Source organism: [Collinsella] massiliensis (assembly GCF_002161605.1).
Classification (GTDB): domain Bacteria; phylum Actinomycetota; class Coriobacteriia; order Coriobacteriales; family Coriobacteriaceae; genus Enorma.
Genome location: NZ_NFIE01000005.1, coordinates 46129 through 70094 on the forward strand (window position 1 = coordinate 46129; position 23966 = coordinate 70094).

Here is a 23966-nt window from a genome sequence, read left to right on the forward strand (position 1 = left end):
AACAGGCTCAGCTACGCGCGGACGCGGTATCGGCCGCGTCAATGTCCTCGTCGACGATCACGGCATCCCCCGTGGACTCGTCGGAAAAGTCGAGGCCGCATGCGATGCGCACCTTGTGCTCGATCTCGTCGCTCAGCTCGGGATGGATCTTGAGGAATTCCTTCGCCGCCTCGCGGCCCTGGCCCAAGCGCTCCGAATCGTACGTATACCAGGCACCGGACTTCGTGACGATACCGTAGTCCACGCCCATGTCCAGAATCGAGCCCTCCTTCGAGATGCCCGTGCCGTACATGATGTCGAACTCAGCGGTCTTGAACGGCGCCGCGACCTTGTTCTTGACGACTTTGCAGCGCACGCGGTTGCCGACGATGTCATCCTTGACCTTGATGCTCTCGATGCGGCGGATCTCGATGCGGACCGACGAGAAGAACTTGAGCGCGCGGCCGCCCGTCGTGGTCTCGGGGTTGCCGAACATGACGCCGATCTTCTCGCGCAGCTGGTTGATGAAGATGCAGGTGGTGTTCGACTTCGCGAGCGAGCCCGCGAGCTTGCGGAGCGCCTGGCTCATGAGGCGCGCCTGCAGGCCGACGGAGGAATCGCCGATCTCGCCCTCGATCTCGGCGCGCGGGACGAGCGCGGCGACGGAGTCGATCACGACGGCATCGATGGCACCGGAGCGCACGAGCATGTCGCAGATCTCGAGCGCCTGCTCGCCCGTATCGGGCTGAGAGATGAGCACCTCGTCGATGTCGACGCCGATGCGCGCGGCGTAGGCGGGGTCGAGCGCGTGCTCTGCGTCGATGAACGCCACGACGCCGCCCGCAGCCTGGGCCTCGGCAAGGATCTCAAGCGAGAGCGTGGTCTTGCCCGAGGACTCGGGGCCGTAGATCTCGATGATGCGCCCGCGCGGGACGCCGCCGATGCCGAGCGCGGCATCGAGGGAGAGCGCGCCGGTGGGGATGGCCTCGATCTCCATCTCCGGGCCGCCGTCACCGAACCGCATGATGGACCCGGTGCCGAACTTCTTCTCGATCTCCGCCTTCGTGGCGTCGATCATCTTATCGCGCTCCTCGCCATAGGTGCGTTCGTGGATGGTTTTGACCGGGCCTGAGCTCTTCGCCATGGAATCCTCCTCTTAGGTTGCCGCTGCCATCATACGCGAACAGCTGTTCGCCGTCAAGCGGATTACGTGCATCATACACAGGCGACCTGACAGGAACCTGGCACAAGCCTTGCACCAACCTTGCCCGAACCTTGCACGGGGCTGGCACACCGGCACGATCCTGGGCAAACGGAGCCTTATCGCGTCAAGGAACCCATACCAGTGCGAACCACCCGGGCGAAATCTCCAGCGCAAGCACATCATGCACGGCAGGCGAGGCCGACAAGAGGCCGAAGCGCTCCCCGATGCGCACGCAAAACAGCGACCGCCTTATCCGATCGCGTCGAGCAGCAACTCGAGCGCGTGGCAGCACGCGGCGCGGCGCACATCCTGGCGACCGCCCTCGAAGCACCGGCGGTCGGTGCGCACCCCGTCGGGCGTCGCGAGGCCGAAGTACACGGTGCCCACCGGATCGTCCGCGGTACCGCCGTCCGGCCCCGCATAGCCCGTCGTGCTCACCGCGCACGTCACCTTGAAGCGCTCGCGCGCACCCTGCGCCATCTCGGCGGCGCACACATCCGACACGGCGGTGAACCGCTCGAGCGTCTCGGTGGCAACGCCGATGAGCTCGTGCTTCACCTCGTCGACGTAGGTCACGGCCCCGCCACGCAGCACCGACGACGCACCGGGGATGTCGGCGATGGTCGAGGCCACCATGCCCGCGGTGCACGATTCCGCCGTGGCGACGGTCACCCCGCGCGCCGTGCAGCGCTCGACGAGCTCGCGCGCACGCTCCTCTGCCCTGGCTTCAAGATCGGACATGTGCGCCCCTTTACGAGAAGATGACGTCCCGGCCGTTCCAGAAATACTGGATACCGGAGACGACCGTCAGAACCACCGCGACGACCATGAGCACCTGCGCCGCGATGAGGATCCATGCCGCGACGTACACCCCGCCCGAGGCGGCGAACGCGATCGCCAGGAAGTAGCCGCACAGCGACACCATGGTCACCGCGGTCTTCCATTTTCCGAGCGTGTCCGCGGCGATGACGATGCCCTTGGCGCCCGCCACCATGCGCAGCGCGCTCACGAGGAACTCGCGGAGCAGGATGATGAACACGAACCACACGCTCACCAAGCCCTGCTCGAGCAGGACGAGGAGCGCCGAGAAGACGAGGAGCTTGTCGGCGATGGGGTCGAGGAACTTGCCGAAATCCGTGATCTGGCCGCGCGAGCGGGCGAGGTACCCGTCGAGCTTATCGGTCAAGCTCAAGAGCACGTAGAGCGCGAACGCGGCGATCGCGGGCGCCTGCAGGTACACGGCGCCCGCCTGCACGCAGGAGAGCTTCGCGAGCACCATGAACACCGGGATGAACGCGATGCGCACGCAGGTGACGATGTTCGCCGGCGTCCAGATGCCCGCTTGGTCCGCCTGCGGCGCGGTGGTCTTCGATTCCATGTTCCCCTCGCTATCCCACCACGTGCCCGACGAGCTCGTAGCAGAAACTGTCTGTGAATTCGACCTCTACGATATCACCAACGGTCGCCTCGGTCGCATCGAGATGGACGGCGCCGTCCGAATCGGGCGCCTGGAACCAGGCATGGCCGATGAGCTCGACGCCCTCGTCGGTCTCCTCGATGCCGTCGACGATCACCTCGGCGCGCTCGCCAACGTGCGCGGCGGTCGCGGCGAAACCAAGGGCCTCGGCGAGGTCCTGGGCGGCCTGGGTGCGCTCGAGCTTCTCGTCATCGTCGAGCTGCCCGTCCATCTTCGCCGCGCGCGTGCCGTCCTCTGGCGAGAACGCGAAGACGCTCGTGTAGTCGAAGCCGTTGCGATCCATGAAGGCGAGCATGCGCTCATGCTCCTCGAAGGTCTCACCCGGGAAGCCCACGAGGTAGGTCGTGCGCAGGATCATGCCGGGGATCTCACGGCGCAGGCGCGCGAAGAGCGCGTCGAGCTCCTCCTCCGACCCGGTGCGGTTCATGGCCTTGAGCACGCGGGCCGAGCAGTGCTGCACGGGGATGTCGATATAGGGGACGACCTCGGGCGTGTCTCGGATCGCGGCGATGAGCTCGTCGGTCATGCCCTCGGGCTGCAGGTACAGCACGCGCACCCAGACGCGCTCGGGGCGCACCGCCTCCGCGACGGCGACGAGCAGCTGCGCGAGCGTGCGCGGACCGGCGACGTCTTCGGCGAAGTCCTCGCCCCAGATGCCCGTGTCCTGGCCGATGAGCACGATCTCGCGGACGCCCTCCCCCACCAGGTCGACTACCTCGGAGCGAATGTCCTCCCAAGCGCGGCTGCGATACCGGCCGCGGATGTAGGGGATCGCACAGAAGCTGCAGAAGCGGTCGCAGCCGTCGGAGATCTTCACGTAGGCCACGGAGCCCTCGACCGTGCGCTTCACATCCGGCACGAAAGGCGGCGTGGCGCGCTCGACGCCGAGGACGCCGTCCACGACCGAGACGATCGCGTCCTCCTCGTCGGTCTTGACGAAGGCTGCCACCTCGGGCAGCTCGGGCGGGAGGTCGTCGCCGTAACGGGAGGGGACGCACCCGCACATCACGATGGGCAGGGAGCGTACGCCGTCGGCGGACTCCTCGGCGAGCGCGAGCGTGGCCTCGATGCTCTCCTCCGTCGCCGAGGCGAGGAAGGAGCAGGTGTTCACGAGCGCGATGTCCGCATCACCGGGGTCGAACGCCTCCTCGTAGCCAGCCGAGCGGAGAAGCGACCGCATGCGGTCGGTGTCCACCTCGTTCTTCGCGCACCCGAGCGTGACGTAGTACACCGCGCCGAGCGCATCGCGCATCTCTTCTGCCATGGTCTCCATCCTCATCTTCGCCCGCACCGGGCGCAAGGCTCGCTATCGGTAGTTCGTGAACTGCAGCGGCTGGCCGTAGTCCTGGTCGCGCAAGAAGCCGATGACCTCCTGCAGGGTGTCCTTCGAGGCGGACGTCACGCGCAGCTTGTCGGACTCGATCGTGATCTTGCACTTGAGCTTGAGCGCCTTGACGTCGCGGTTGATCTTCTTGGCCGTCTCCTGGTCGATGCCGTCGATGATGCGACCCACCACGCGGACGCTCCCGCCGGACGCGGCCTGGGGCGCATCCCAGCGGACAGCCTTGATGTCGATACCGCGCTTGATGAGCTTCGAGTTGAGCACATCGGTGATCTGCTTCGAGACGAAGTCGGCGGGCGCCACGATGGTGATGGTGCGGTCGCCCTTGGACAGGTCGATGGTGGAGCCGGAATCCTTCAGGTCGTAGCGCTGCGAGATCTCGCGCGCGGTCTGCTGGTAGGCGTTGTCGACCTCCTGCATGTCAACCTGCGAGACGACGTCGAAGCTCGATTCCTTGGCCATGGGTACCTCCTAGGTCTGGGTATGCGGGTCGTTATGCTGCGGCGGACGCGGCGTCCTCATCCGTGGCGGCGGACGCGTCGCTTGCGGGCGTGGCGGGCTGCGGGGCGGTGATCGTGACCTTGGCGACGCCGGCCGTCTTCGTGTCCCAGCCCACGGTCTCGCCGTTCTCGGTCACGCTCACATCGGCCGGGCTGCTCACCGTGATCTCGATGGATTCCTCCACCGTGTATTCCTTCTCGAAGGGGCCGATTACGTTGTCCGCGAAGACGGAGACGCCGTCGAGCTTGATCTCGACCCACGAGGTGCCGCCGTCGGCCACGCTCACGCCCACGACCGTCTCATCGGGGACGGCGGGCGTGGTCGCGGTCGTCGCCGGGCTCGTGGCGGCGTTCGTCGTCGCGGCCGTGGCATCGTCGTCCGCTCCCGTCGGCGCCTGCTGGGTCGTGACCGTCGTGGTGGCCGGCTCGTCGGAGTCGGTCGAGGACGCCGGCGCGCACCCGCGCAACAGCAGCAGGGCGATCACGATGAGAAGCAGGATGATGATGACGAGGCCGACGATGAGGACGCGGGGGTCGGTGCCACCGTTCCTGCCGGACGGCGCTCCGCCGCGGCGACGCGGGTCTCGGGGCGGCACGCGACCCGATCCTGCCGGACGCCCGCCGCGCGGCGGGAGCGAGCCCGTGCGACCGGCAGGGCTTCCCCCACGTACGGGGTACCTGCCGCCCTGCGGGGCGCGCCCGGTACCGCCCGGGGTGGAGCGCCGGCTCGAGGCGGCCGCGCCGCTGCCGGCACCGCGCAGGCGCGTCGCGCCCGACGGGCGCTGGTGGTAGGGGTTGTTCTGGACGCGGATGGGCTCATGGCCCGACTGCGACTCGGAGACGTACCCGGCCTGCGGTGGACGCTGGGCGTAGCGCGAGCCGCCGTTGATGGCCATGAAGCGGCCCGTGGGGTTCTCAGACCGCGGGCTCACGAAGCCGGCGGCGTCCTGCAGCCGGCCGCCGGCGTGCGAGGTGGCACGCTCGTAGGCGTCGAGCTCCTCGAAATAGGCGGTCATGACCGTGCGCGGATTCAGGCCCAGGTAGCGCGCGTAGCTCGAGATCATGCCCTGCGCGTAGCCGCGCGGGGGCATGGCGGAGAAGTTCCCCTGCTCGAAGTACTCGATGATCTGCGGACGGATCTTGATGGTCGTCGCGACCTGGTGGATGGAGAGCCCGAGCTGCCGACGGCGCTCGAGCAGCATATCGCCGAAGCGTGCGGACATCAGAAACCTCCCAACCCATCGTCTGCGGACATACGCGCCTCAACTTCCTCGAGCTCGGCGAGACCCTGCTCATCGAGGAGCACCTCACGGGGCTTCGACCCGTCCGGAGGCCCCACGATGCCCTTCTCCTCGAGCATGTCCATGATGCGGCCGGCGCGGGCGTAGCCCACCTTGAGGCGGCGCTGCAAGCTCGAGGTGGAACCGAGTCCCGATTCCACGACGAGGTGCGCGGCCTCCCAGATGAGCGGGTCGTCGGCCGAGACGCCTCCCCCGCCGCCGGCGCCCTGCATCGCGGCGGGCGCGACCGCGGAGAGGATCTCCTCATGGTATTCGGCGGGCGACTGCTCCTTCACGAACTCGACGACGCTGAAAATCTCCTCGTCCGAGACGTAGCAGCCCTGGATGCGCTTGGGCTTGCCCCAATCCACGCGGGAGAAGAGCATGTCGCCCTGGCCGATGAGCTTCTCGGCGCCCGTCTGGTCGAGGATGACGCGCGAATCGATGCCCGTCGCCACGGTGAGGCCGATGCGGTTCGTGATGTTCGCTTTGATGAGGCCGGTGACGACGTTCGAGCTCGGGCGCTGCGTGGCGACGATCATGTGGATGCCCGCCGCGCGGCCGAGCTGGGCGATGCGCACGATGGAGGCCTCGACGTCCTTGCCCGCGACCATCATGAGGTCGGAGAGCTCGTCGATGACGATCACGAGGTAGGGCAGCTTCTGCGGCGGGTTGTCGTACTTCTCGAACTCGCCGGCCGCCTGCTTCTCGTTGAAGGTCGAGATCTTGCGCACGCCCACGCGCTCGAACACCTTGAGGCGGCGCTCCATCTCCGAGACAGCCCACTGCAGGGCGCTCGCAGCCTGCTTGGGCTCCGTGACGACCGGCACGTAGAGGTGCGGCAGGCCGTCGTAGGGCGCGAACTCGACGCGCTTGGGGTCGACCATGATGAGGCGGACGTCTTCCGGGAAGGTGCGCATGAGCAGGCTCATGAGGATCGAGGAGATGACGACCGACTTACCCGAGCCCGTCGTGCCGGCGATGAGCAGGTGCGGCATCTTGGCGAGGTCGGCGACCATGGGCTGGCCCTCGGAATCGCGGCCGAGCGCGAACTCGAGGGGACCGCCCGTCACATAGGGCAGGATATCGCCGAAGGCGACGGTCTGGCGCGTGCGGTTGGGGATCTCGATGCCCACGTGCGTGGTGCCGGGGATGGGCGCGAAGATGCGCACGGAATCCGTGGCGAGCGAGAGCGCGATGTCGTCCTCGAGGCTCGCGATGCGGCTCACGCGCTCGCCCTCGCCGGGCTGGACCTTGAACGTCGTGACCGTGGGACCGGAGATCCAGCCGACCACGCGGGAATGGAGGCCGAACTCCTGGAGCGTCGACTGGAGGGACTCGGCCGTCTGCTGGAGCTCCTTGCTCGAGGACGCACCGGCCTTGGCCTGGGGGCTGTGGCGGAGCATGGAGACGGGCGGGAGCAGCCGCTCGGAGCCGTCCCCAGCGGAAGCGGCGGCTGCAGCGGTGCCCGAGCGCGGCGCGGGCTTCGGCGTCTCGCGCGGCTGCGTCGCAGCGGTTTCGGAAGCCTCCGCCGCGGCCTCGGCAGCCTCGGGCGCATCCGCGCGCTCGGAACGGGGATGGCGCAGGAACTCCGGGATGACGAGTGCGGGCTCGGCGACCTGGTCGGGTTCGGATGCGGGCGCGACCCGCTCCCCTGCCCCAGGCAACTCTTCCTGCACGGCGTCGGAGCCCGTCGCGGCAGCCTTCGCGCCGTCGACGTAGCGGTCCTCGATGGGGATGAGCGTCGTCGCGGCGCGCTCGGCCTCGAGCTGGCTCGAGAGGTCGACGAAGGGATCCTCGTCCACCTCGTCAGGATCCTGCTCGAGCAGGGTCGTCTTCGCGCGGTCGCCCAGGTAGCTCGTCTCCATGGTGCCGTCCGCATCGAAGAGCTCCTGCTGGCGCGGCTCGCGCGGCCGCCGCTGCGGGGCGCGCGGCATGAGCGCGGAGTCGTCGCCCCAGGGGCTCTCGTTCACCTCGACGTGCCGGCGCTCGCGGAGGCGCTCGGCACCGTCGCGCAGCGCCCCGACGAGGCGGGAGACGGAGAAACCGATGAGGATCGCGCCCGCGATGCCGATGCCCACGAGCAGGACGCCCGCGATGGGCTTGCCGAAGGCGCCGGCGAGCGTCGAGGCGATCGCGAAGCCCACGTACCCGCCGGTCGCGGCGAGCTCGGGCTCGCCCACGGTGACGCCGAGCACCATGTGCTCAGGAGTCCCCACGAGCGCGATGAGGGCGATCGCGGCGAGGAAGATGATAAGCGCGCCGGCGCAGGTGCGCGCCGTGAGCACGCCCTCGCCGCGGACGAAGAGCAGGGCGGCCACGAGCAGGAGCGCGACCGGCAGGACGTACGCCCCGAGCCCGAAGCCCAGGTGGTAGAAGCCCGCGAGTGCTGCGGTGATGGGCGCCGTCGCGGGCGCCACGACCGCGATGAGCGAGCACACCGCGAAGACGGCAAGCGCCACCCCCGCGATGTCACGGCCCGAGCCACCGGCGAGCAGCGGCTCGGGCGCGCGCTGCGCCGGGGCACCCGCGCGCAGCTGGGACGAGCCCTTCTTCTGCTTCGCGGACGCCGGGCGCCCGGAGGCGCGCCCCTTCGCGTTTTTCGCTGTCCCCTGCCGTGCCGCCACGCTAGACCTCCATGACGACCGGGATGATCATGGGACGGGTGCGCGTGCGATTCCAGATGAAGTTCGACAGCGCATCGCGCACGACCTTGCGGAGCGCGCCGGTGCTGCTGCTCGTGAAGTCGAACGAGCCCTTGTCCACGGCCTTGCGGATGGCATCCTCGGCGTCCGCGCCGAACTCCTCGTCGATGGAGAACGAGACGCCGCGCGTGGAGAAGTCGATGGCGTCGATGCGCTTCTTCTTCATCGAGACGACGGCGACGACCGTCACCATGCCGTCGTTCGCGAGCTTCTGGCGGTCGCGCAGCACGATGGGGTCGGTGTCGCCGATGCGCAGGCCGTCGACGTAGACGATGCCGCTCTCGACCGTGGGACCCACCTTCACGACGCCGCCGCGCACCTCGAGGGTGTCGCCGTTGTCGAGCACGAAGATGTGGTCCTCGGGGATGCCGACCTTGCGGGCGAGCTTGGCGTGCGCGCGCAGGTGCACGGCCTCGCCGTGGACGGGCATGAAGTAGGTGGGCTTGGCCATGGTGAGCATGAGCTTGAGCTCCTCCTGGCTGCCATGGCCGGAGACGTGCACGAGCTTCGTCGACTTGTCCACGACGGTGCAGCCGAGCTTCGCCAGGCTGTTGATGACCTGCTGGACGGCCTTCTCGTTGCCGGGGACGGGCGTGGCGGAGATGATGACCGTGTCGCCCGAATGGATCGAGAGCGTCTTGTGCTCGCCGTTGGCCATGCGCGACAGCGCGGAGAGCGGCTCGCCCTGGGAACCCGTGCACATGACGACGATCTGGTCGTCCGGAATGCCGTTCACGTCGTAGGCGTCGATGATGTCCGACTCGTCGATCGTGAGGTAGCCGAGCTCGCGCGCGACGCGCGTGTTCGTGAGCATGGAGCGGCCCGTCACGACGATCTTGCGGCCGCTCGCCTTCGCGGCGTTGCAGATCTGCTGGAGGCGATGGATGTGGCTCGAGAACGAGGCGACGAACACGCGGCCGGGCGCGTTCTTGATGACCTCGTTGAGCGTGGGGCCCACCTCGGCCTCGGACTTGGTGAAGCCCGGGACGGTCGCGTTCGTGGAGTCAGAGAGCAGAAGGTCGACGCCCTGCTTGGCGAAGCGCGAGATGGCGGCGTAGTCGGGCGTGACGCCGTCGATGGGCGTCTGGTCGAGCTTGAAGTCGCCCGTGTGCATGACGGTGCCCTGCGGCGACTTGATGTAGACGCCGAGCGCGCCGGGGATGGAGTGCGTCATCGAGAAGAAATCGACCGAGATGCACCCGAGGTTGATGTGCGAGCCGCTCTTGACCTCGCGGAACTTCGGCGAGCGGATGCGGAACTCGGCGAGCTTGCCCTCGATGAAGCCCAGGGTGAGCTTGCTCGAAAAGATGGGCACCTTGTTGTTAAGGTCCTGCAGCAGGTACGGCAGGGCACCCGTGTGGTCCTCGTGGCCGTGCGTGACGATGATGCCGCGGAGCTTGTCCTCGTTCTCGAGAACGTAGGTGTAATCGGGCAGCACGAGGTCGATGCCGGGCTGCGAGTCGTCCGGGAACATGAGGCCGGCATCGATGAGCACCATGTCCTGGCCGCACTCGACGACGGTCATGTTCTTGCCGATGCCGTCGAGGCCACCGAGCGGGATGATGCGAAGCGGCGGGTTCTTCTTTGCCATGGGTATGTTGCGTTCCTTTCGTTTCGGATTCTGCTATGAGACGCGCTGGGCGCGAAAACGTACACCTTCGTCATGCGATGCGCATGAGCATACAGAGTACATTGTACGCATACTTTCGCCGCGGTATGCAGCGACCGGCCCACCCACAGGAATAGCGCAAGCATGCATGGCGATAACGAAACCCAGGCACGCCCCGGATACGGGGAGCACCTGGGTTGCTCAGGAATAGTTGGATCGGAGCATCCGACAGCTCGGCTTTTGCAGCTCTCGCCTATAGATTAGCCCTCGTGGTGACGGCGCGGGGCGCGGCCGCGGCCGTTGTCACCGGGACGACGACGCGGGCGCTCGCTGCGGTCGCGGCTCTCGCGGCGCGGACGGCCCTCGCCGGAGCCGTGGCCGGAGCCCTCGGGCGCCTTCGGCTTGTCGAGGCGGTCGAGCTTCACCTTGCCGCCGTCCTCGATCTCGATGACCTTGACGGTGACGGTGTCGCCCACGTTGAGGACGTCCTCGACCTTGTCGACGCGGCCCTCGGCAACGCGCGAGATGTGCAGGAGCCCGTCCTTGTTCCCGAAGAGGCGCACGAACGCGCCGAAGGGCTGGATGGTGACGACGGGGCCGGTGTAGACCTCGCCGACCTCCGGCTCGCGGACGATCTCCTTGATACGGGCGATGGCCAGGTCGGCCGCCTCGCCCACGCCGCCCACGGTGACGGTGCCGTCCTGCTCGACGTTGATGGTGGAGCCGGTCTCGTCCTGGATGGCGCGGATGGTGTCGCCGCCCTTGCCGATGATCTCGCGGATCTTATCCACGGGCACGCTGATCGTCTCGATGCGCGGGGCGCTCGAGCGCAGGCTCTCGCGCGGGCCGGGGATGACGTCGAGCATCTTGCCCAGGATGAAGGCGCGACCCTCCTTGGCCTGCTGGAGCGCCTGGGCGAGGATCTCGAAGGTGAGGCCAGTGGCCTTGTTGTCCATCTGCAGCGCCGTGATGCCGCGCTCGGTGCCCGTCACCTTGAAGTCCATGTCGCCGAGGAAGTCCTCGATGCCCTGGATGTCGGAGAGCACGACGGTCTTGCCCTCCTCCTGGATGAGGCCCATGGCGATGCCGGAGACGGGGCGCTTGAGGGGCACGCCGCCATCCATGAGCGCAAGGCAGCTCGCGCAGGTGGACGCCATGGACGAGGAGCCGTTCGACTCCATGACCTCGGAGACCACGCGGATGGCGTAGGGGAACTCGGTCTCATCGGGCAGCACGGGGAGCAGGGCGCGCTCCGCGAGGTTACCGTGGCCGATCTCGCGGCGCTTGGGCGCGCCGATGCGGCCGGTCTCGCCCGTGCAGAAGGGCGGGAAGTTGTACTGGTGCATGTAGCGCTTGCCCTCGACGGGCTCGATGGTGTCGAGGCGCTGCCCCTCGCTCAGCATGCCGAGCGAGAGCACGGAGAGCACCTGGGTCTGGCCGCGCTGGAAGAGGCCGGAGCCGTGCACGAGCGGCAGGTAGGCGTCCTTCACCATGATGGGTCGGATCTCGTCGGCCGCGCGGCCGTCCACGCGCTCGCCCGTCTCGACGACCATGGTGCGCATGGCCTTCTTCTCGAGCTTCTTGAGGTTCACCGGGATCTCGCGCTCCCACATGAGCTGCTCTTCCTCGGTGAACTCGGCGCGTATGCGCTCCTTGAGCTCCTCGACGTGCGCGATGCGGGAGAGCTTGTCGGCGTCCGAGAGGGCGGCGTACATCTCGTCGTAGTGGGCGAAGATGCGCTCCTCCACCTCGGGCACGGGCTCATCGAGGATGTACTCCTTGGGCACGATGGGGCCGTTGACGCGCTCCCACTCCTCGACGAAGGCGAGCTGCGCGTCGCAGAAGGCGCCGATGGCCTCCTGGCCGAACTGCATGGCGGCGAGCATGTCGTCCTCGGTGACCTCCTCGGCGCCCGCCTCCACCATGGAGATGAAGTCGCGCGTGCCGGCGAGCTCGAGGTCGAGGTCGGAGTTCTCGCGCTCCTCATAGGTGGGATTCACGATGAACGCGCCGGTCTCCTTGTCGCGGCCGATGCGCACGCAGGCGAGCGGCCCCTCGAAGGGCACGCCGCCGAGCGTGAGGGCGAGCGAGGCGCCCATGGTGCAGATGACGTCGATGGGGTTCACCTGGTCGGCCACGAGCGAGGTCGCCACGATCTGGACCTCGTTGCGGAAGCCCTCGGGGAAGCTCGGGCGGATGGGGCGGTCGATCATGCGCGCGGTGAGCGTGGCCTTCTCGGTGGGACGGCCCTCGCGCTTGAGGTAGCCGCCGGGGATGCGGCCGGCCGCGTAGAGCTTCTCGTTGAAGTCGACCGTGAGCGGGAAGAAGTCGTAGTTCTTGCGCTCCTTCGAGACCACGACGGTCACGAGCGCGGTGGTGTCGCCCTGCTTGACGAGGGTGGCGCCGGTGGCCTGCTTGGCCAGCTCGCCGGCCTCGAGTGTATAGGTCTTGCCGTAGAGTTCGAATGTTTTGCTAACGAGTGACATGGTTCTCCTTTGTCCCCGCGCGCCCCGTTGCGCGCGGTATCCTCTTTCGTCAACCTTCACAAACGTGGCCACGATAGCACAAAAGCGCATGAGACGGCACGGCGGAGCAGCGGATTCGCGGAGAAGCCACAGGTTGGGCGCATATGGCGCGGACGGGCGGCGCTGCGCATGAAAAAGGGCGCCGCATGCGCGACGCCCCGATGCCGGCACTATGCCTAAAGCGCGAATCTCTATTGAATGTTGTCGCGGATGCCGAGCTTGGCGATGAGCTCACGGTACTCGACGATGTCGTTCTTCTTGATGTAGGAGAGCAGACGACGGCGACGGCCGACGATCATGAGCAGGCCGCGACGGGTGTGGAAGTCCTTCGGGTGGGTCTTCATGTGCTCGGTGAGCTCGCGGATGCGCTCGGTGGCGATGGCGACCTGAACCTTCGGGTTGCCGGTATCCTGCGCGTTCTTGCCGAACTCGGCGGTGAGCTCAGCCTTGCGCTCCTTGGAGATGGTCATGGGAACACCTTTCTCTCGTGCCGGGATCCCCCGGCCCATGCGCCCGTCACTGGGAAGCCGCCGGTGCAGCGCGCCTCCAAGTGCGGGTAACTAACAGGCGTATAGTAGCACAAACGTCCATCGTCCGCGCAACCCGCACAAAATGATAAAAACCAAACAGGCTGGAATTTATCATTCCGCGACGCGGAGGATGCGGTAGACCGTGGGCTCGCTCACCCCCGTGAGCCGGCTGATGTCCTTGACCGAAAGGCCGTGCCGCCTGAGCGCGCGGATGCAGCGGTCACGCTCGGCTTTCGGCAGCGCCTTGGCATCGGAGGCGGACGCGCAACCGAAGGGCTCGACGACGGCCCGCGCGATCGCGACGACGTCATCGAGCGAGACGTCGTCGGGGTCGTCGAAGCGCAGGTTCTTGCCCGGGATGCGCTGCGCATGGAACTCCCTGAACCCCGCGACCCCGTCAAGCAGCTCGAGCACCGCGGAGACGGAGACCGGGACGGCGCCCGCATCCTCGAGGCCGATATAGCTCCGGTAGCTGCTCCACGGGTAGGTGTCGGGCGCGCCCACGCCCGCTGCCACGGGGTTCAGGTGGACGTAGCGAACCGCGGCCAGCAGGTAGGCGTCGTCCTCGATGGCCTGGCTCTTGAAGCGCGTCTCGAACACGTGGCCGGACCTGCCGTAGCGCTTGTTGAAGTAATGCGCGTAGGAGCTCGCCAGGCGCTGCATCTCGCCGCTCAGCGCATCACCGGCGTCCTCGAGGACGAGGTGCACGTGATTGCTCATCAAGCACCAGGCCATGATCGCGACATCGTGCTCGGGAAGCCGGGCGAGATAGGTGAGGAAGCGGCGGCGGTCCCCATCATCCTCGAAGATGATCTGCTTACCGTTCCCCCGCAGCGTGACGTGGTAGCAACCAGATTCCGCGCGCCGTCTGACCCCCGTCGTCATGGCCGCCTCCTCAAAAATGATAAAAACCAGCCTGTCTGGATTTTATCATCAGACGCCGAGGAGGAACTCGAGGCCCCGGAGGCGCGCATCGAGATGGGTCGCCGCCCAGCCGTGGGCGAAGGCGAGCAAGAGCGCCGCGGTCGGGGCATCGACCGCGGCCGCGGCGAGCTCGTCGAAGCGGAGCGCCATGAGCGCGCGGAACCACCCCACGAGCGCCGCATCGACCGCCTCCGCGCCCGGCACGCTCGCGGCGCAGGACGCGCATATGAGGCCGCCCGCCTGCGCGGAGAAATACGAGACCTCCTCGTCGCCGCAGAGCACGCAGGCCGAGAAATCGGGTCGGTAGCCCAGGTGCGCGAGGAGCTTGAACGCGTACGCCGCGACCACGAGGTCGAGGTGCGCCCCGTCGAGCGCTCCTGCCGCGCCGCCGAGCACGGCGAGGGCGCGCTCGGTTATGGGGAACACGAACGGGTCCTCGGCATCCTCGAAGCTGCACGCGCGGGCGATGTCGGCGACGGCCGCGGCGGCGGAGAGCAGCTCGAGGTCGGGGGACGCGCCGAGCGGGGCGGTGTCGAGCGTGGCCTCGGCGATGACGTCGAGCGAGCGGCCGCGCGCGAGGAGCACGTCGACGGTGCATCCCACCTCGCAGCGCGCCGCGAGCCGGCTCCCGGGCTTGCGCGCGCCCTTCCCCACCGCGCGGATCTGGCGGCCGTTCTCGGCGAGCAGGGTGTAGATGAGGTCTGTCTCGCGCAGCTTCGTCTTATCGAGCACGAGCGCGCGCTCGCGGTATGTCCTCCCGCCCGCCATGGCAAGCCCCGCGCGCGGCGCTACTCGTCGGCCGCGTAGCCGAGGCGGCGGATCTCGCGCACGTCCTCGCGCCAATGGCTCTTCACGCGCACATCGAGCTCGAGGAAGACCTTGCACCCGAAGATGGCCTCGAGGTTGCGGCGGGCATCGATGCCCACGTGCTTGATCATCTCGCCGCGCTTGCCGATGATGATGCCCTTCTGGCCCTCGCGCTCGACGTAGATCGTGGCATGGATGACGAGCGTGCCGCGGCGGCGCTCCATGGAATCGCACAGGACGCCGATAGAATGGGGGACCTCCTCGCGCGTGCGCAGCAGAAGCGCCTCGCGCACGAACTCCGCGACGATCATCTCGTCCGACGCGTCGGTGGAGACGCCGTCCGGGAACCACTGCGGCCCATCGGGCAGGTAGCTCGAGACGAGCGAGATGAAACCCTCGACGTTGAAGCCCCGCGCCGCCGAGACCACGATCTCGTCATCGAAGTCGCAGAGCGCCCGCGCGGCCTCGAGCTGCTCGTTCACCATCTCGGACGAGGCGAGGTCGGCCTTCGTGAGCACGAGGATGCGCTTCGCGGACGCCTTCGCCACGCGCTCGGCCACCCACGCGTCGCCGCGACCGATGGGCTTCGAGACGTCGACGAGGAAGCACAGCACGTCGACGTCCTTGAACTCGGCGAGCGCGCTCTTGTTGAGCTCGCTTCCGAGCGAGTCCTGCGGCTTGTGCAAACCCGGCGTGTCGACGAAGACGATCTGCACCCCCTCGCGGCGCACGACGCCGAGCATGCGCCGGCGCGTGGTCTGAGCGACCGGCGAGGTGATGGCGACCTTCGTGCCCATGCACGCGTTCATGAGGGTCGACTTCCCGGCGTTCGGCCGCCCCACGAGGGCGACGAACCCGCTGCGGAAGCCGGGCTCACCCGCCGGACGCGCGTCCTCGGCCTGCGCGGCATCGTCTGCCATCGCGTCGAGCTCGTCGTCGGACATGCCCTCGAAGGGATCGAATTCCTGCATCTCGTCTGTCATATCGAGCCTTTCGCCGAAGGGATGCGGCGGCTGCGCAAGCAACCGATCCGCCTGGTTTCTATCATTCAGTAGAGTGCGATCGCGCGGGCGAACACGATGACGCCAACGACAGCCGCCGTGATGGAGAGCGTGAACACGCTCGCGGCGGCGATATCCTTCGCGCGCTTCGCGAGCGGGTGCAGCTCCTGCGTGGCGAGGTCGACGATGGCCTCGATGGCGGTGTTCACGAGCTCGGCGAAGATGACGAGCCCGATGCAGAGCACCACGAGCACCCATGAGAGCGCGTCGATCCTGAGCACGACGCCGGCGACGACCGCCGCCGCGCCCACGCACAGCTGCACCTTGATGTTGCGCTCCGTGGTGACCGCGGTGACAAAGCCCTCGAGGGCGTACCCGAACGAGCGCACGAACGTCGGGTGGTCGCGGTTGGAACCGGGAATCATGCGCGCCTCCTCGCATCATCGTCGCGATGCCGCGTCACCGGGCCGATCTCGACGGCGTCGGGGTCGTCGCCCCGCGCGGTGGCGAGCGCGCGCAGCACGGCGAGCTCGCGGCGCTCCATCTCGACGGCATCGTCCTCCTCCATATGGTCATACCCAAGAAGGTGGAGCAAACCGTGCACGAGCATGAGCCGGCACTCCTCGGCGGGGGTGGAACCGAAGTCGGGCGCCTGCGCGGCGATGACGCCCGGCGCGAGCACGATGTCGCCGAGCTCGATGACCGCGTCTTCATCCGCGGGCGCGCCCCATACGGCATCGTCGTCCGCATCCGCCGCGCCATCGAGGTCGCAGCCGAAGGAGAGCACGTCCGTGGGCGCGTCGATGCCGCGCCAGGTGCGGTTGAGCGCGCGCATCTCCGCGTCGTCGACGTAGGTCACCGACACCTCGGCCGCGCCCGCGATGCCCTCCTCGTCGAGCACGGCCGCGAGCGCCTGCTCGAACTCCTCCTCGGCGAGCAAGAGCGGCAGCCCCGCATCGTTCGACAGCAAGACGCCCATCAGCGCTCCTTCCGTCCGCGCGTGCCGCCGCGCTTGGAGGCCCGCTCCTCCTGAGCCTGGTCGAAGGCGTCGTACGCCTCGACGATCCGCCCCACGAGCGCATGGCGCACCACGTCGGAGCGGTCGAGGTGGATGAACGCGACGTCGTCCACGCCCGCCAGGATCTCTTCGATCTCGGTGAGACCGCCCCGGCGCCCCATGAGGTCGCGCTGGGTCGTGTCGCCCGTCACGACGAACTTGGAGTTGAAGCCCAGGCGCGTGAGGAACATCTTCATCTGCTCGGGCGTGGTGTTCTGTGCCTCGTCGAGGATGACGAAGGCGTCGTTGAGCGTGCGCCCGCGCATGTAGGCGAGCGGCGCGATCTCGATGACACCCTGCTCGATGAGCTCGCCGCCGCGTTCCATATCGGTCATGTCGAAGAGCGCGTCGAAGAGCGGCCGCACGTAGGGGTCGATCTTCTCCTGGAGCGTGCCGGGCAGAAAGCCCAGGCTCTCCCCCGCCTCCACGACCGGGCGCGTGAGCACCACGCGGCCCACCTCATGGCGCTTGAGCGCGGCGACCGCCATGGCCATGGCGAGGTAGGTCTTGCCCGTGCCCGCCGGCCCCAGGCAGAAGGTCACGGTGTTCGAGCGGATCGCGTCGATGTAGCGCTTCTGGCCCACGGTCTTCGGCCGGATGGCCTTGCCGCGGTACGTGAGCAGGATGTCGTCGCGGAAGCCCGAGATGTCCATCACACTCTCGCGGAGGGTCTGGAGTGCCCGCACCACCTCGGCCTCGGTGGGCGCGTCGCCCGCGCGGGCCTCCTTGATGAGGTAGGTGAAGAGGCGCGTCAGAATCTCGACCTCCTCGGGCGTGCCCGAGATGGAGAGCGTGCGGCTGCGCGCGGCGATGCGCGCCCCCGTCCGCTCCTCGATGACGCGCAGGAGCGCGTCGCCTCCGCCGAGCACGCGCACGGCGTCGACGTCTTCCGGGATGCTCAGCTTCACGCTCGCGGTATCCATCAAGCCCCCTTGCATGAGAACGGAACGGTCGCATCGGGCACGAGGCGCGCCCGCACCAAGCCCGATGCGCTCACCTCCATGATAGCGACCTCGACGAGCGCCGGCGCGCTCACGCCCGCCTCCTCGAGCCCGTCGACCTCGACGCGGTGGAACGACGCGAGCGTGCCGCGCGCCCCCTCCTCGATGACCGCGCGCTCGCGGGTTCCGCGACGCCGTGCGGCGTCGGCGCGCGCCAGGCGGGCGGCGAGCTCGCGGGCGCGATGCGAGCGCTCGGCCATGACCTCGGGCGGAACCTGGTCGGGCATGGCCGCGGCCGGCGTGCCGGGGCGTGCGCTGTAGCGGAAGACGTGCATGCGCGAGAAGCCCACGCGCTCGCAGAGGGCAAGCGACGCCTCGAAGTCCTCGTCGGTCTCGCCCGGGAAGCCCACGATGAGGTCGCAGGAGAGCGACGCGGACGGGAGCGCTGCGCGGATGCGGCCGCAGAGCGCCTCGAACTCCTCTGCGGTATACGGCCTGCCCATGCGCTCGAGCGTGCGGGTGCAGCCGGATTGAACGGGCAGGTGGAAGAAGGGCGCCACCCGGCCGTCCGAGGCGGCGACGCGCTCGATGAGCCGGTCGGTCACGTCCATGGGCTCGATGGACGAGAGGCGGACCTGCGGGATGGGCGTGTCGCGCAGGATGCGCTCGATGAGCTCGTCAATCTCGACATGGGCGTCGCGCTCGTCGGCGCCGTCGTAGGCGCCCAGGTTGACCCCGGTGAGCACGACCTCGGGGAGCCCCTCGGCGCAGACCGCGCGCACCTCGTCGAGGACGGCGGCCACGGGCACGGAGCGCTCGGGGCCGCGCGCCTTCCACACGATGCAGTACGTGCAGCGGTTGTTGCAGCCGTCCTGGATCTTCACGCCCGCGCGCGCCCGGCGCAGCGGCTGCTCACCCACAGGGGCATCGAGCGCGGATGCGCGCTGCGTCGAGCGGGCCTCGTACCCGAGGGCCTGGAGCGCGCGGCGCGCCACATCGACCTTCGAGGGCTCGACGAGGACGCGGTCGGAGATCTCGCAGAGCGACTCGGGGTGCAGGGCCGCCGCGCAGCCCGTAGCGAGCACGAAGGGATGGCGGGCGCGCCCGAGCGCGTGGCGCACAGCCTTGCGCGTCTTCGCCTCCGCCTCGCCCGTCACGGCGCAGGTGTTGATGACGATGAGCTCGGCGTCGTCGGGGTCGACGAGCGCGAGCCCGGCGCGCGCGAGCTCGCGCTCCATGCGGTCCGATTCGACGCGATTGACCCGGCAGCCCAGGTTGATGACGGAAACGAAGGGGTTCGCCACGAGCCTCACCTCGGTGTCTAGTCGATCATGTCGTCGATGGCGTCGCGGATGCGCTCGCCCACGCTGCGCTTCGGCGCCACCTCCTCGTCCATGGCGGCAGCGTAGCGCTCGAGGAGCGCGCGCGCCTCGCCGGAGAGCTTGCGCGGGACCTCGACGCGCACCTGCGCGATGGCGCGGCCGCGCGTCGTGCCGTCCATGCGCGGCATGCCGAACTCCTCGGCCACGACGGTGTCGCCGAACTGCGTCCCCGCGGGGATGTCGAAGGAGATCGTCTCGTCGGGCATGATGCCCGGCACGGTGACCCGGCAGCCCAGGGCGGCCTGCGCGATGGAGACGGTGACCGCGCAGAGCAGGTCGTCGCCCGAGCGCTGGAAGCGCTCATGCTCCTCCACGACGACCGTCACGAGCAAGTCGCCGCCCTCCTCGCCGCGGAACCCGGCCTCGCCGTAGCCGCGGACGCGCAGCTGGCGGCCGCTCGCGATGCCGGCGGGCACCTCGATGTCGATCTTCTCGTGCGTGGGCGTGCGACCCTGGCCGTCGCACATGTCGCAAGGGTGGTCGATGACCGTCCCCTCGCCGCCGCACTCGGGGCAGGGCGAGGTGGACTGGATCTGCCCGAAGATGGAGCGCTGCATCGTCGTGATGTAGCCCGTGCCGTGGCAGCGCGGGCACTGCGTCTCCTGGGCGCCCTCGGCGCAGCCGGTGCCGTGGCAGTCCTCGCAGGGCGCGAGGCGGTCGTAGCTCACGGTCTTCACGCACCCGAGCGCGGCCTCCTCGAGCGTGACGGCGAGGGTGATCGCCATGTCGCGCCCACGGCGCCGCCGTGCCTGGCCGCCCCCCTGCGCGCGCCCGCCGCCGAAGAACGACGAGAAGATGTCGTCCATGCCCATGCCGAAGATGTCGTTGAAGTCGACGAAGCCCGACCCTCCGGGGCCGTCGGCGGTGCCGAAGCGGTCGTAGTTCGCGCGCTTCTGCTCGTCCGAGAGCACGGAGTAGGCCTCGTTGAGCTCCTTGAACTTCTCCTCGGCATGCGGATCGTCCGAGACATCCGGGTGCACCGTGCGCGCCTTCTTCAGAAACGCCCGCTTGATGGTGCGCTGATCGGCGTCTCGATCGACGCCCAAGATTTCGTAGTAATCCCTCGAACCCGGCACTTCGCTTCTCTCCCCCAACTCAAACCGAGCCCCGGCGCGTGCAGGCACCGGAGCTGCATCTCGCTATATCCATCGAAACGCGATGCGGCCGCGCGGCCGCCGCGAGGTTACCACCAATAGAACGGGCGGTAATAGTACATGCCGCGCGTGCAGCTCGCGAACCACATGAGCAGCAGCACGTAGAAGAGCGCGTTCAGAAGCCCGCTCACGAACACCTGGAGCCCGCGCTTGAGCCAGATGAGGCTGCGGTGCGAGGGCACCTCGCGCAGCACCATGCCCGCTCCGAAGCAGAACGGGATGAGGCAGAGGGCCGCGAAGAGCGAGAACGTGCCGCCGAGGAGCGCGAGCAGAAGGAACGGGGCGGCGAAGCCCATGAGCTTGAAGCCCTGCTGCGCCTTGCCCTCGAGCCGCTCGGCCGCCACGTGCGCGCGCCCGATGAGGTCGCCCGCGGCCGCGCCGTTCGTACCCGCATGCCCCATGCCTTTGACGCGCACGGTACCCCCGTCGTGCGTGCCCGGGGGGAACTCGATGACCGCTTCGGACATGACCTGCTCGCGGCCGGTGCCGCCGCAGTCGGGGCAGGGGTCGGTGATGACCTTGCCCGAGCCGTTGCACTCCGGGCAGACCATCTGGAACACGCCGGCGCCGAAGAGGAACGACATGTCGACGTCCATGGCGCCCGTGCCGCCGCAGGAAGGGCAGGTGTGAGCATGCTCGGACGAGACGGAGCCCGTGCCGTGGCAGTGCTCGCACGGCTCGTAGCGCCGGTACTTGACCGCCTTGCGCGCGCCGCTCTTCACCTGCTCGGGCGTGAGCTCGATATCGATGATGACGTCCGCGCCCTCCTCGGGGCTGAACGCCTGGGAGGAGCCCCGGCCGGACGGCCGACGCGGCTCGCTCCACATGCCGCCGAACGGGAAGCCGCCGAACCCGCCGTAGTAGGAGCCGCGCGCGGCGCGCGCGCCCGCATAGGGGTTCTGCGCGGATGCCGCGCCGTAGCCGGCGAAGGAGTTGCCGGAGCGCATGGCATCGTAGCGGGCGCGCTTCTGCTCATCGGAGAGGACGGCGTAGGCCTCGGACACTTCCTTGAACTTCTCCTCGGCATCCGGCGCCTTGTTCACGTCGGGGTGCAGCTTGCGCGCCTTCTGCTGAAACGCCTTCTGGATCTCGCGCTTGTCGGCGTCCTTCGAGACGCCGAGGATCGCATAGTAGTCTTTATCGTTCATTCCCGCCACGGTAGGGGTAACCTCCTGCTCGGCAACGTTGGCTTAGCGTATTGTACCGAAAAGCCGCGCGGCTCAAACCCGGCAACGCATCTGGATGCCGCCTGCACAAACCATGCGCTCACGCGACGGGCGGGAGGGGGTCAGTTTTCTCCCGCGAGACCCCACATGAGGCCGAAGAGCTCGTTGCCCATGAGCCAGCCGCGCTCGGTGGACGCAAGCGCGCCGGTCACGGCGTCCCAGGCGGCGAGCCCTTCTGCGCACGCGGTTGCGGCCGCGCGGTCGAACGCGGGACCGAACGCGGCGCGCGCCCGCTCGACGAGGTCGCTGCCCGCGCCCGCCGTCATGCGCATCGCGAGCATGAGGTCCTCGGCCACGGCCTCGCGCGCGGTGAGACATTCGGCCTCGAAGCGCGTCCCCGCGTCGTCGCGCTGCACGAGGCGCACGCGGGCGGCTCCCGCCGCGGGCTCGATGCCGCAGAACAGGTCGGCGAGCCCCGCGAACTCCCCCGCCGAGAGCATGCCCGCCGCGGACCGCCCGATCCCGAGGTAGCCCACGCCCGTCCAGTAGGCGATGTTGTGCGCGCACGCCTTCCCCGGCCGGGCATAGCTCGCCACCTCATAGGGCTGGAACCCGGCGCGCAGGAACGCCTCCCGCGCCGCCTCCATGCACTGCGCCTGGAAGTCCTCGTCGGGCTCGGGCAGCTCGCCGCGCTCGACGCGGCGCGCGAGCGGCGTGCCCTCCTCGAGCGTAAGCGGGTAGACCGAGATGTGGCCCGCTTCGAGCGCGAGCGCCCCCTCGACCGTGCGCTGCCAGCTCTCCGGGGTCTGATGCGGCAGGCCGCACATGAGGTCGAGCGAGACGTCAAACCCCGCCTGGCGGGCACGGCGCACCGCGGCGCGCGCTTCGTCCGCCGTATGGATGCGGCCGATCTGCCGAAGCTCGGCGTCGTCGAGACTCTGCACCCCGAGCGAGATGCGCGTCACGCCGGCGCGGCCAAGCTCGCGCGCGAGGCCCGCCGTGAACGACTCGGGATTCGCCTCGCAGGTGAGCTCCTCGGGCGCGCACCACCTGCGCACCCGGCGCACGAGAAGCGGTAGGCGGTCGCCGAGCGCGGTGGGCGTGCCGCCGCCGATGTAGACCGTGCGCACAGCGTCGAGCGCGCCGCGTGCGCCGAAGGCGTCGATGCGCTGAAACAGCGCGCCGACGCATGCCTCGGCCGCCGCGTCGAGCGCCGCGCCGCAGAGCGCCCGCGAGTCGAAATCGCAGTACGCGCACTTCGCATGGCAGAACGGGATATGGAGGTAGAGCGCCTCGATCGCCATGGCTACGCGTCTTCCGCGCGCAGGGCCGCGCCGCGGTGTCCAGCATCCCGGGCGGGCGCCGGACCGTGCTCCGCTTGCGCGCGCATGGCTTCCTCGGCGGCGCGCACGTCCGCCTCGATCTCGTCCACGAGGGCGCAGAACTCCTCATAGGATGCGCAGCGCACGACCCTGCCGCGCCAGGCGGCGGCATGGGGCATGCCCTTCAGGTACCAGGTCGCGTACGTGCGGGCGCGCGCCATGGCGCGGGGCACGAGCTCGTGCGTGAGCGCGAGGTGCTCGCGCAGGGCGCGGAGCCGCTCGGCGTACGAGCGTTCCGGCACGGGCGCGCCCTCGAGGGCGAGCGAGTGCGCATCCTCGAAGATCCACGGGTTGCCGTAGCTCCCGCGCGCGATGAACACGCCGCTCGCCGCGGTCTCGGAGAGCATGCGCGCCGCGTCCTCGGCCGTGAACACGTCGCCCGACCCGATCACCGGGATCGACACGCGCTCCGCCACCTCGTCGATGACGGACCAGTCGGCCGCGCCGGTGTAGAGCTGCTTCGCGCTCCGCCCGTGCACCGCCACAGCTGCCGCCCCCGCGTCCTCGAGGAGCTCCGCGAAGGCCGGCGCCACCCGGTCGCCGGTGGCGAAGCCGATGCGGATCTTCGCCGTCACGGGCACGTGGGCGCGCGAGACCGCCGCGCGCACGATGTCGGCTGCGAGCGCGGGCTGCTCCATGAGGGCCGAACCCTCGCCCTTGGTGATGACCTTGCGCGCGGGGCACGCCATGTTGATGTCGATGAGCGCGAGCTTGTCGCCCACGCGCTCCTCCACCGCCTCGACGGCCTCGGCGAATTGGTCGGGCTTGCTGCCGAAGAGCTGCACCGCGATGCTCGGTTCCTCCTCGGCGGGCAGCACGAGCTCCCAGGTGTGCTCGCTCGCGTAATGCAGGCCGGCGACGCTCACCATCTCGCTGTACGCGAGCGGGGCGCCGTGCCGGCGCATCATGATGCGGTACGCCGCATCGGTGACGCCCGCCATGGGCGCCATGAGGAAGGGCTCGGCCTCGAGGCGCGAGCGCAGCTCATCTGAAAACGACAT

At 68.9% G+C, this 23966-nt stretch carries 21 protein-coding genes; all 21 read right to left on the reverse strand.

The window, feature by feature from the left end:
• Positions 1–7: 7 nt before the first annotated feature.
• The 21 genes from recA to dusB all read right to left on the reverse strand — a co-directional run bounded on the left by recA (position 8) and on the right by dusB (position 23966).
• Positions 8–1123: a recombinase RecA gene (gene recA / locus B5G02_RS02935; RefSeq protein ID WP_019238599.1), complete on the reverse strand. Its 1116-nt coding sequence runs from the start codon at positions 1121–1123 to the stop codon at positions 8–10.
• Between the two features lie 309 nt (positions 1124–1432).
• Positions 1433–1924: a CinA family protein gene (locus B5G02_RS02940; RefSeq protein WP_019238600.1), complete on the reverse strand. Its 492-nt coding sequence runs from the start codon at positions 1922–1924 to the stop codon at positions 1433–1435.
• A 10-nt stretch (positions 1925–1934) separates the two neighbouring features.
• Entirely contained in the window at positions 1935–2561 is a 627-nt protein-coding gene (pgsA, locus tag B5G02_RS02945; protein ID WP_019238601.1) for a CDP-diacylglycerol--glycerol-3-phosphate 3-phosphatidyltransferase, read from the reverse strand.
• 10 nt (positions 2562–2571) lie between these two features.
• Positions 2572–3924 (reverse strand): 30S ribosomal protein S12 methylthiotransferase RimO, encoded by a 1353-nt coding sequence (gene rimO, locus B5G02_RS02950; RefSeq protein WP_094335175.1) that lies wholly within the window; start codon positions 3922–3924, stop codon positions 2572–2574.
• 42 nt (positions 3925–3966) lie between these two features.
• Positions 3967–4464 (reverse strand): YajQ family cyclic di-GMP-binding protein, encoded by a 498-nt coding sequence (locus tag B5G02_RS02955; RefSeq protein WP_019238603.1) that lies wholly within the window; start codon positions 4462–4464, stop codon positions 3967–3969.
• Positions 4465–4495: 31 nt separating this feature from the next.
• Entirely contained in the window at positions 4496–5725 is a 1230-nt protein-coding gene (locus tag B5G02_RS02960) for a helix-turn-helix domain-containing protein (RefSeq protein WP_094335117.1), read from the reverse strand.
• Positions 5725–8409: a DNA translocase FtsK gene (locus B5G02_RS02965; protein WP_206383734.1), complete on the reverse strand. Its 2685-nt coding sequence runs from the start codon at positions 8407–8409 to the stop codon at positions 5725–5727. Before B5G02_RS02965 ends, B5G02_RS02960 begins: the two co-directional genes overlap by 1 nt.
• Before the next feature lies 1 nt (position 8410).
• Positions 8411–10078, reverse strand: a complete 1668-nt coding sequence (locus tag B5G02_RS02970; protein ID WP_094335118.1) for a ribonuclease J — start codon at positions 10076–10078, stop codon at positions 8411–8413.
• Positions 10079–10356: 278 nt separating this feature from the next.
• A complete protein-coding gene (locus B5G02_RS02975; protein ID WP_094335119.1) occupies positions 10357–12582 on the reverse strand; it encodes a polyribonucleotide nucleotidyltransferase in 2226 nt (741 codons plus the stop codon).
• A 230-nt stretch (positions 12583–12812) separates the two neighbouring features.
• Entirely contained in the window at positions 12813–13091 is a 279-nt protein-coding gene (rpsO, locus tag B5G02_RS02980; protein WP_019238610.1) for a 30S ribosomal protein S15, read from the reverse strand.
• Between the two features lie 171 nt (positions 13092–13262).
• A complete protein-coding gene (locus tag B5G02_RS02985) occupies positions 13263–14036 on the reverse strand; it encodes a transposase (protein ID WP_094335120.1) in 774 nt (257 codons plus the stop codon).
• Between the two features lie 48 nt (positions 14037–14084).
• Positions 14085–14843, reverse strand: coding sequence for a DNA repair protein RecO (gene recO / locus B5G02_RS02990; protein WP_094335121.1), 759 nt, complete (start codon positions 14841–14843; stop codon positions 14085–14087).
• A 20-nt stretch (positions 14844–14863) separates the two neighbouring features.
• Complete coding sequence (gene era, locus B5G02_RS02995; protein ID WP_094335122.1) at positions 14864–15865, reverse strand: GTPase Era; 1002 nt, start codon at positions 15863–15865, stop codon at positions 14864–14866.
• A gap of 65 nt (positions 15866–15930) precedes the next feature.
• Entirely contained in the window at positions 15931–16308 is a 378-nt protein-coding gene (locus tag B5G02_RS03000; RefSeq protein WP_094335123.1) for a diacylglycerol kinase family protein, read from the reverse strand.
• Positions 16305–16862, reverse strand: coding sequence for an rRNA maturation RNase YbeY (gene ybeY / locus B5G02_RS03005; protein WP_094335124.1), 558 nt, complete (start codon positions 16860–16862; stop codon positions 16305–16307). The genes B5G02_RS03000 and ybeY overlap by 4 nt, the downstream gene beginning before the upstream one ends.
• Complete coding sequence (locus B5G02_RS03010) at positions 16862–17863, reverse strand: PhoH family protein (RefSeq protein ID WP_094335125.1); 1002 nt, start codon at positions 17861–17863, stop codon at positions 16862–16864. Before B5G02_RS03010 ends, ybeY begins: the two co-directional genes overlap by 1 nt.
• Positions 17863–19185 carry a MiaB/RimO family radical SAM methylthiotransferase gene (locus tag B5G02_RS03015; RefSeq protein ID WP_094335126.1) on the reverse strand — a complete coding sequence of 441 codons (1323 nt, stop codon included), beginning with the start codon at positions 19183–19185 and terminating at the stop codon, positions 17863–17865. The genes B5G02_RS03010 and B5G02_RS03015 overlap by 1 nt, the downstream gene beginning before the upstream one ends.
• Before the next feature lie 17 nt (positions 19186–19202).
• Entirely contained in the window at positions 19203–20339 is a 1137-nt protein-coding gene (gene dnaJ / locus B5G02_RS03020) for a molecular chaperone DnaJ (RefSeq protein ID WP_094335127.1), read from the reverse strand.
• 107 nt (positions 20340–20446) lie between these two features.
• Complete coding sequence (locus tag B5G02_RS03025; protein ID WP_094335128.1) at positions 20447–21565, reverse strand: DnaJ domain-containing protein; 1119 nt, start codon at positions 21563–21565, stop codon at positions 20447–20449.
• Positions 21566–21705: 140 nt separating this feature from the next.
• Entirely contained in the window at positions 21706–22887 is a 1182-nt protein-coding gene (hemW, locus tag B5G02_RS03030) for a radical SAM family heme chaperone HemW (RefSeq protein ID WP_094335129.1), read from the reverse strand.
• A gap of 2 nt (positions 22888–22889) precedes the next feature.
• On the reverse strand, positions 22890–23966 hold the full coding sequence (gene dusB, locus B5G02_RS03035) for a tRNA dihydrouridine synthase DusB (protein ID WP_094335130.1): 1077 nt from the start codon (positions 23964–23966) through the stop codon (positions 22890–22892).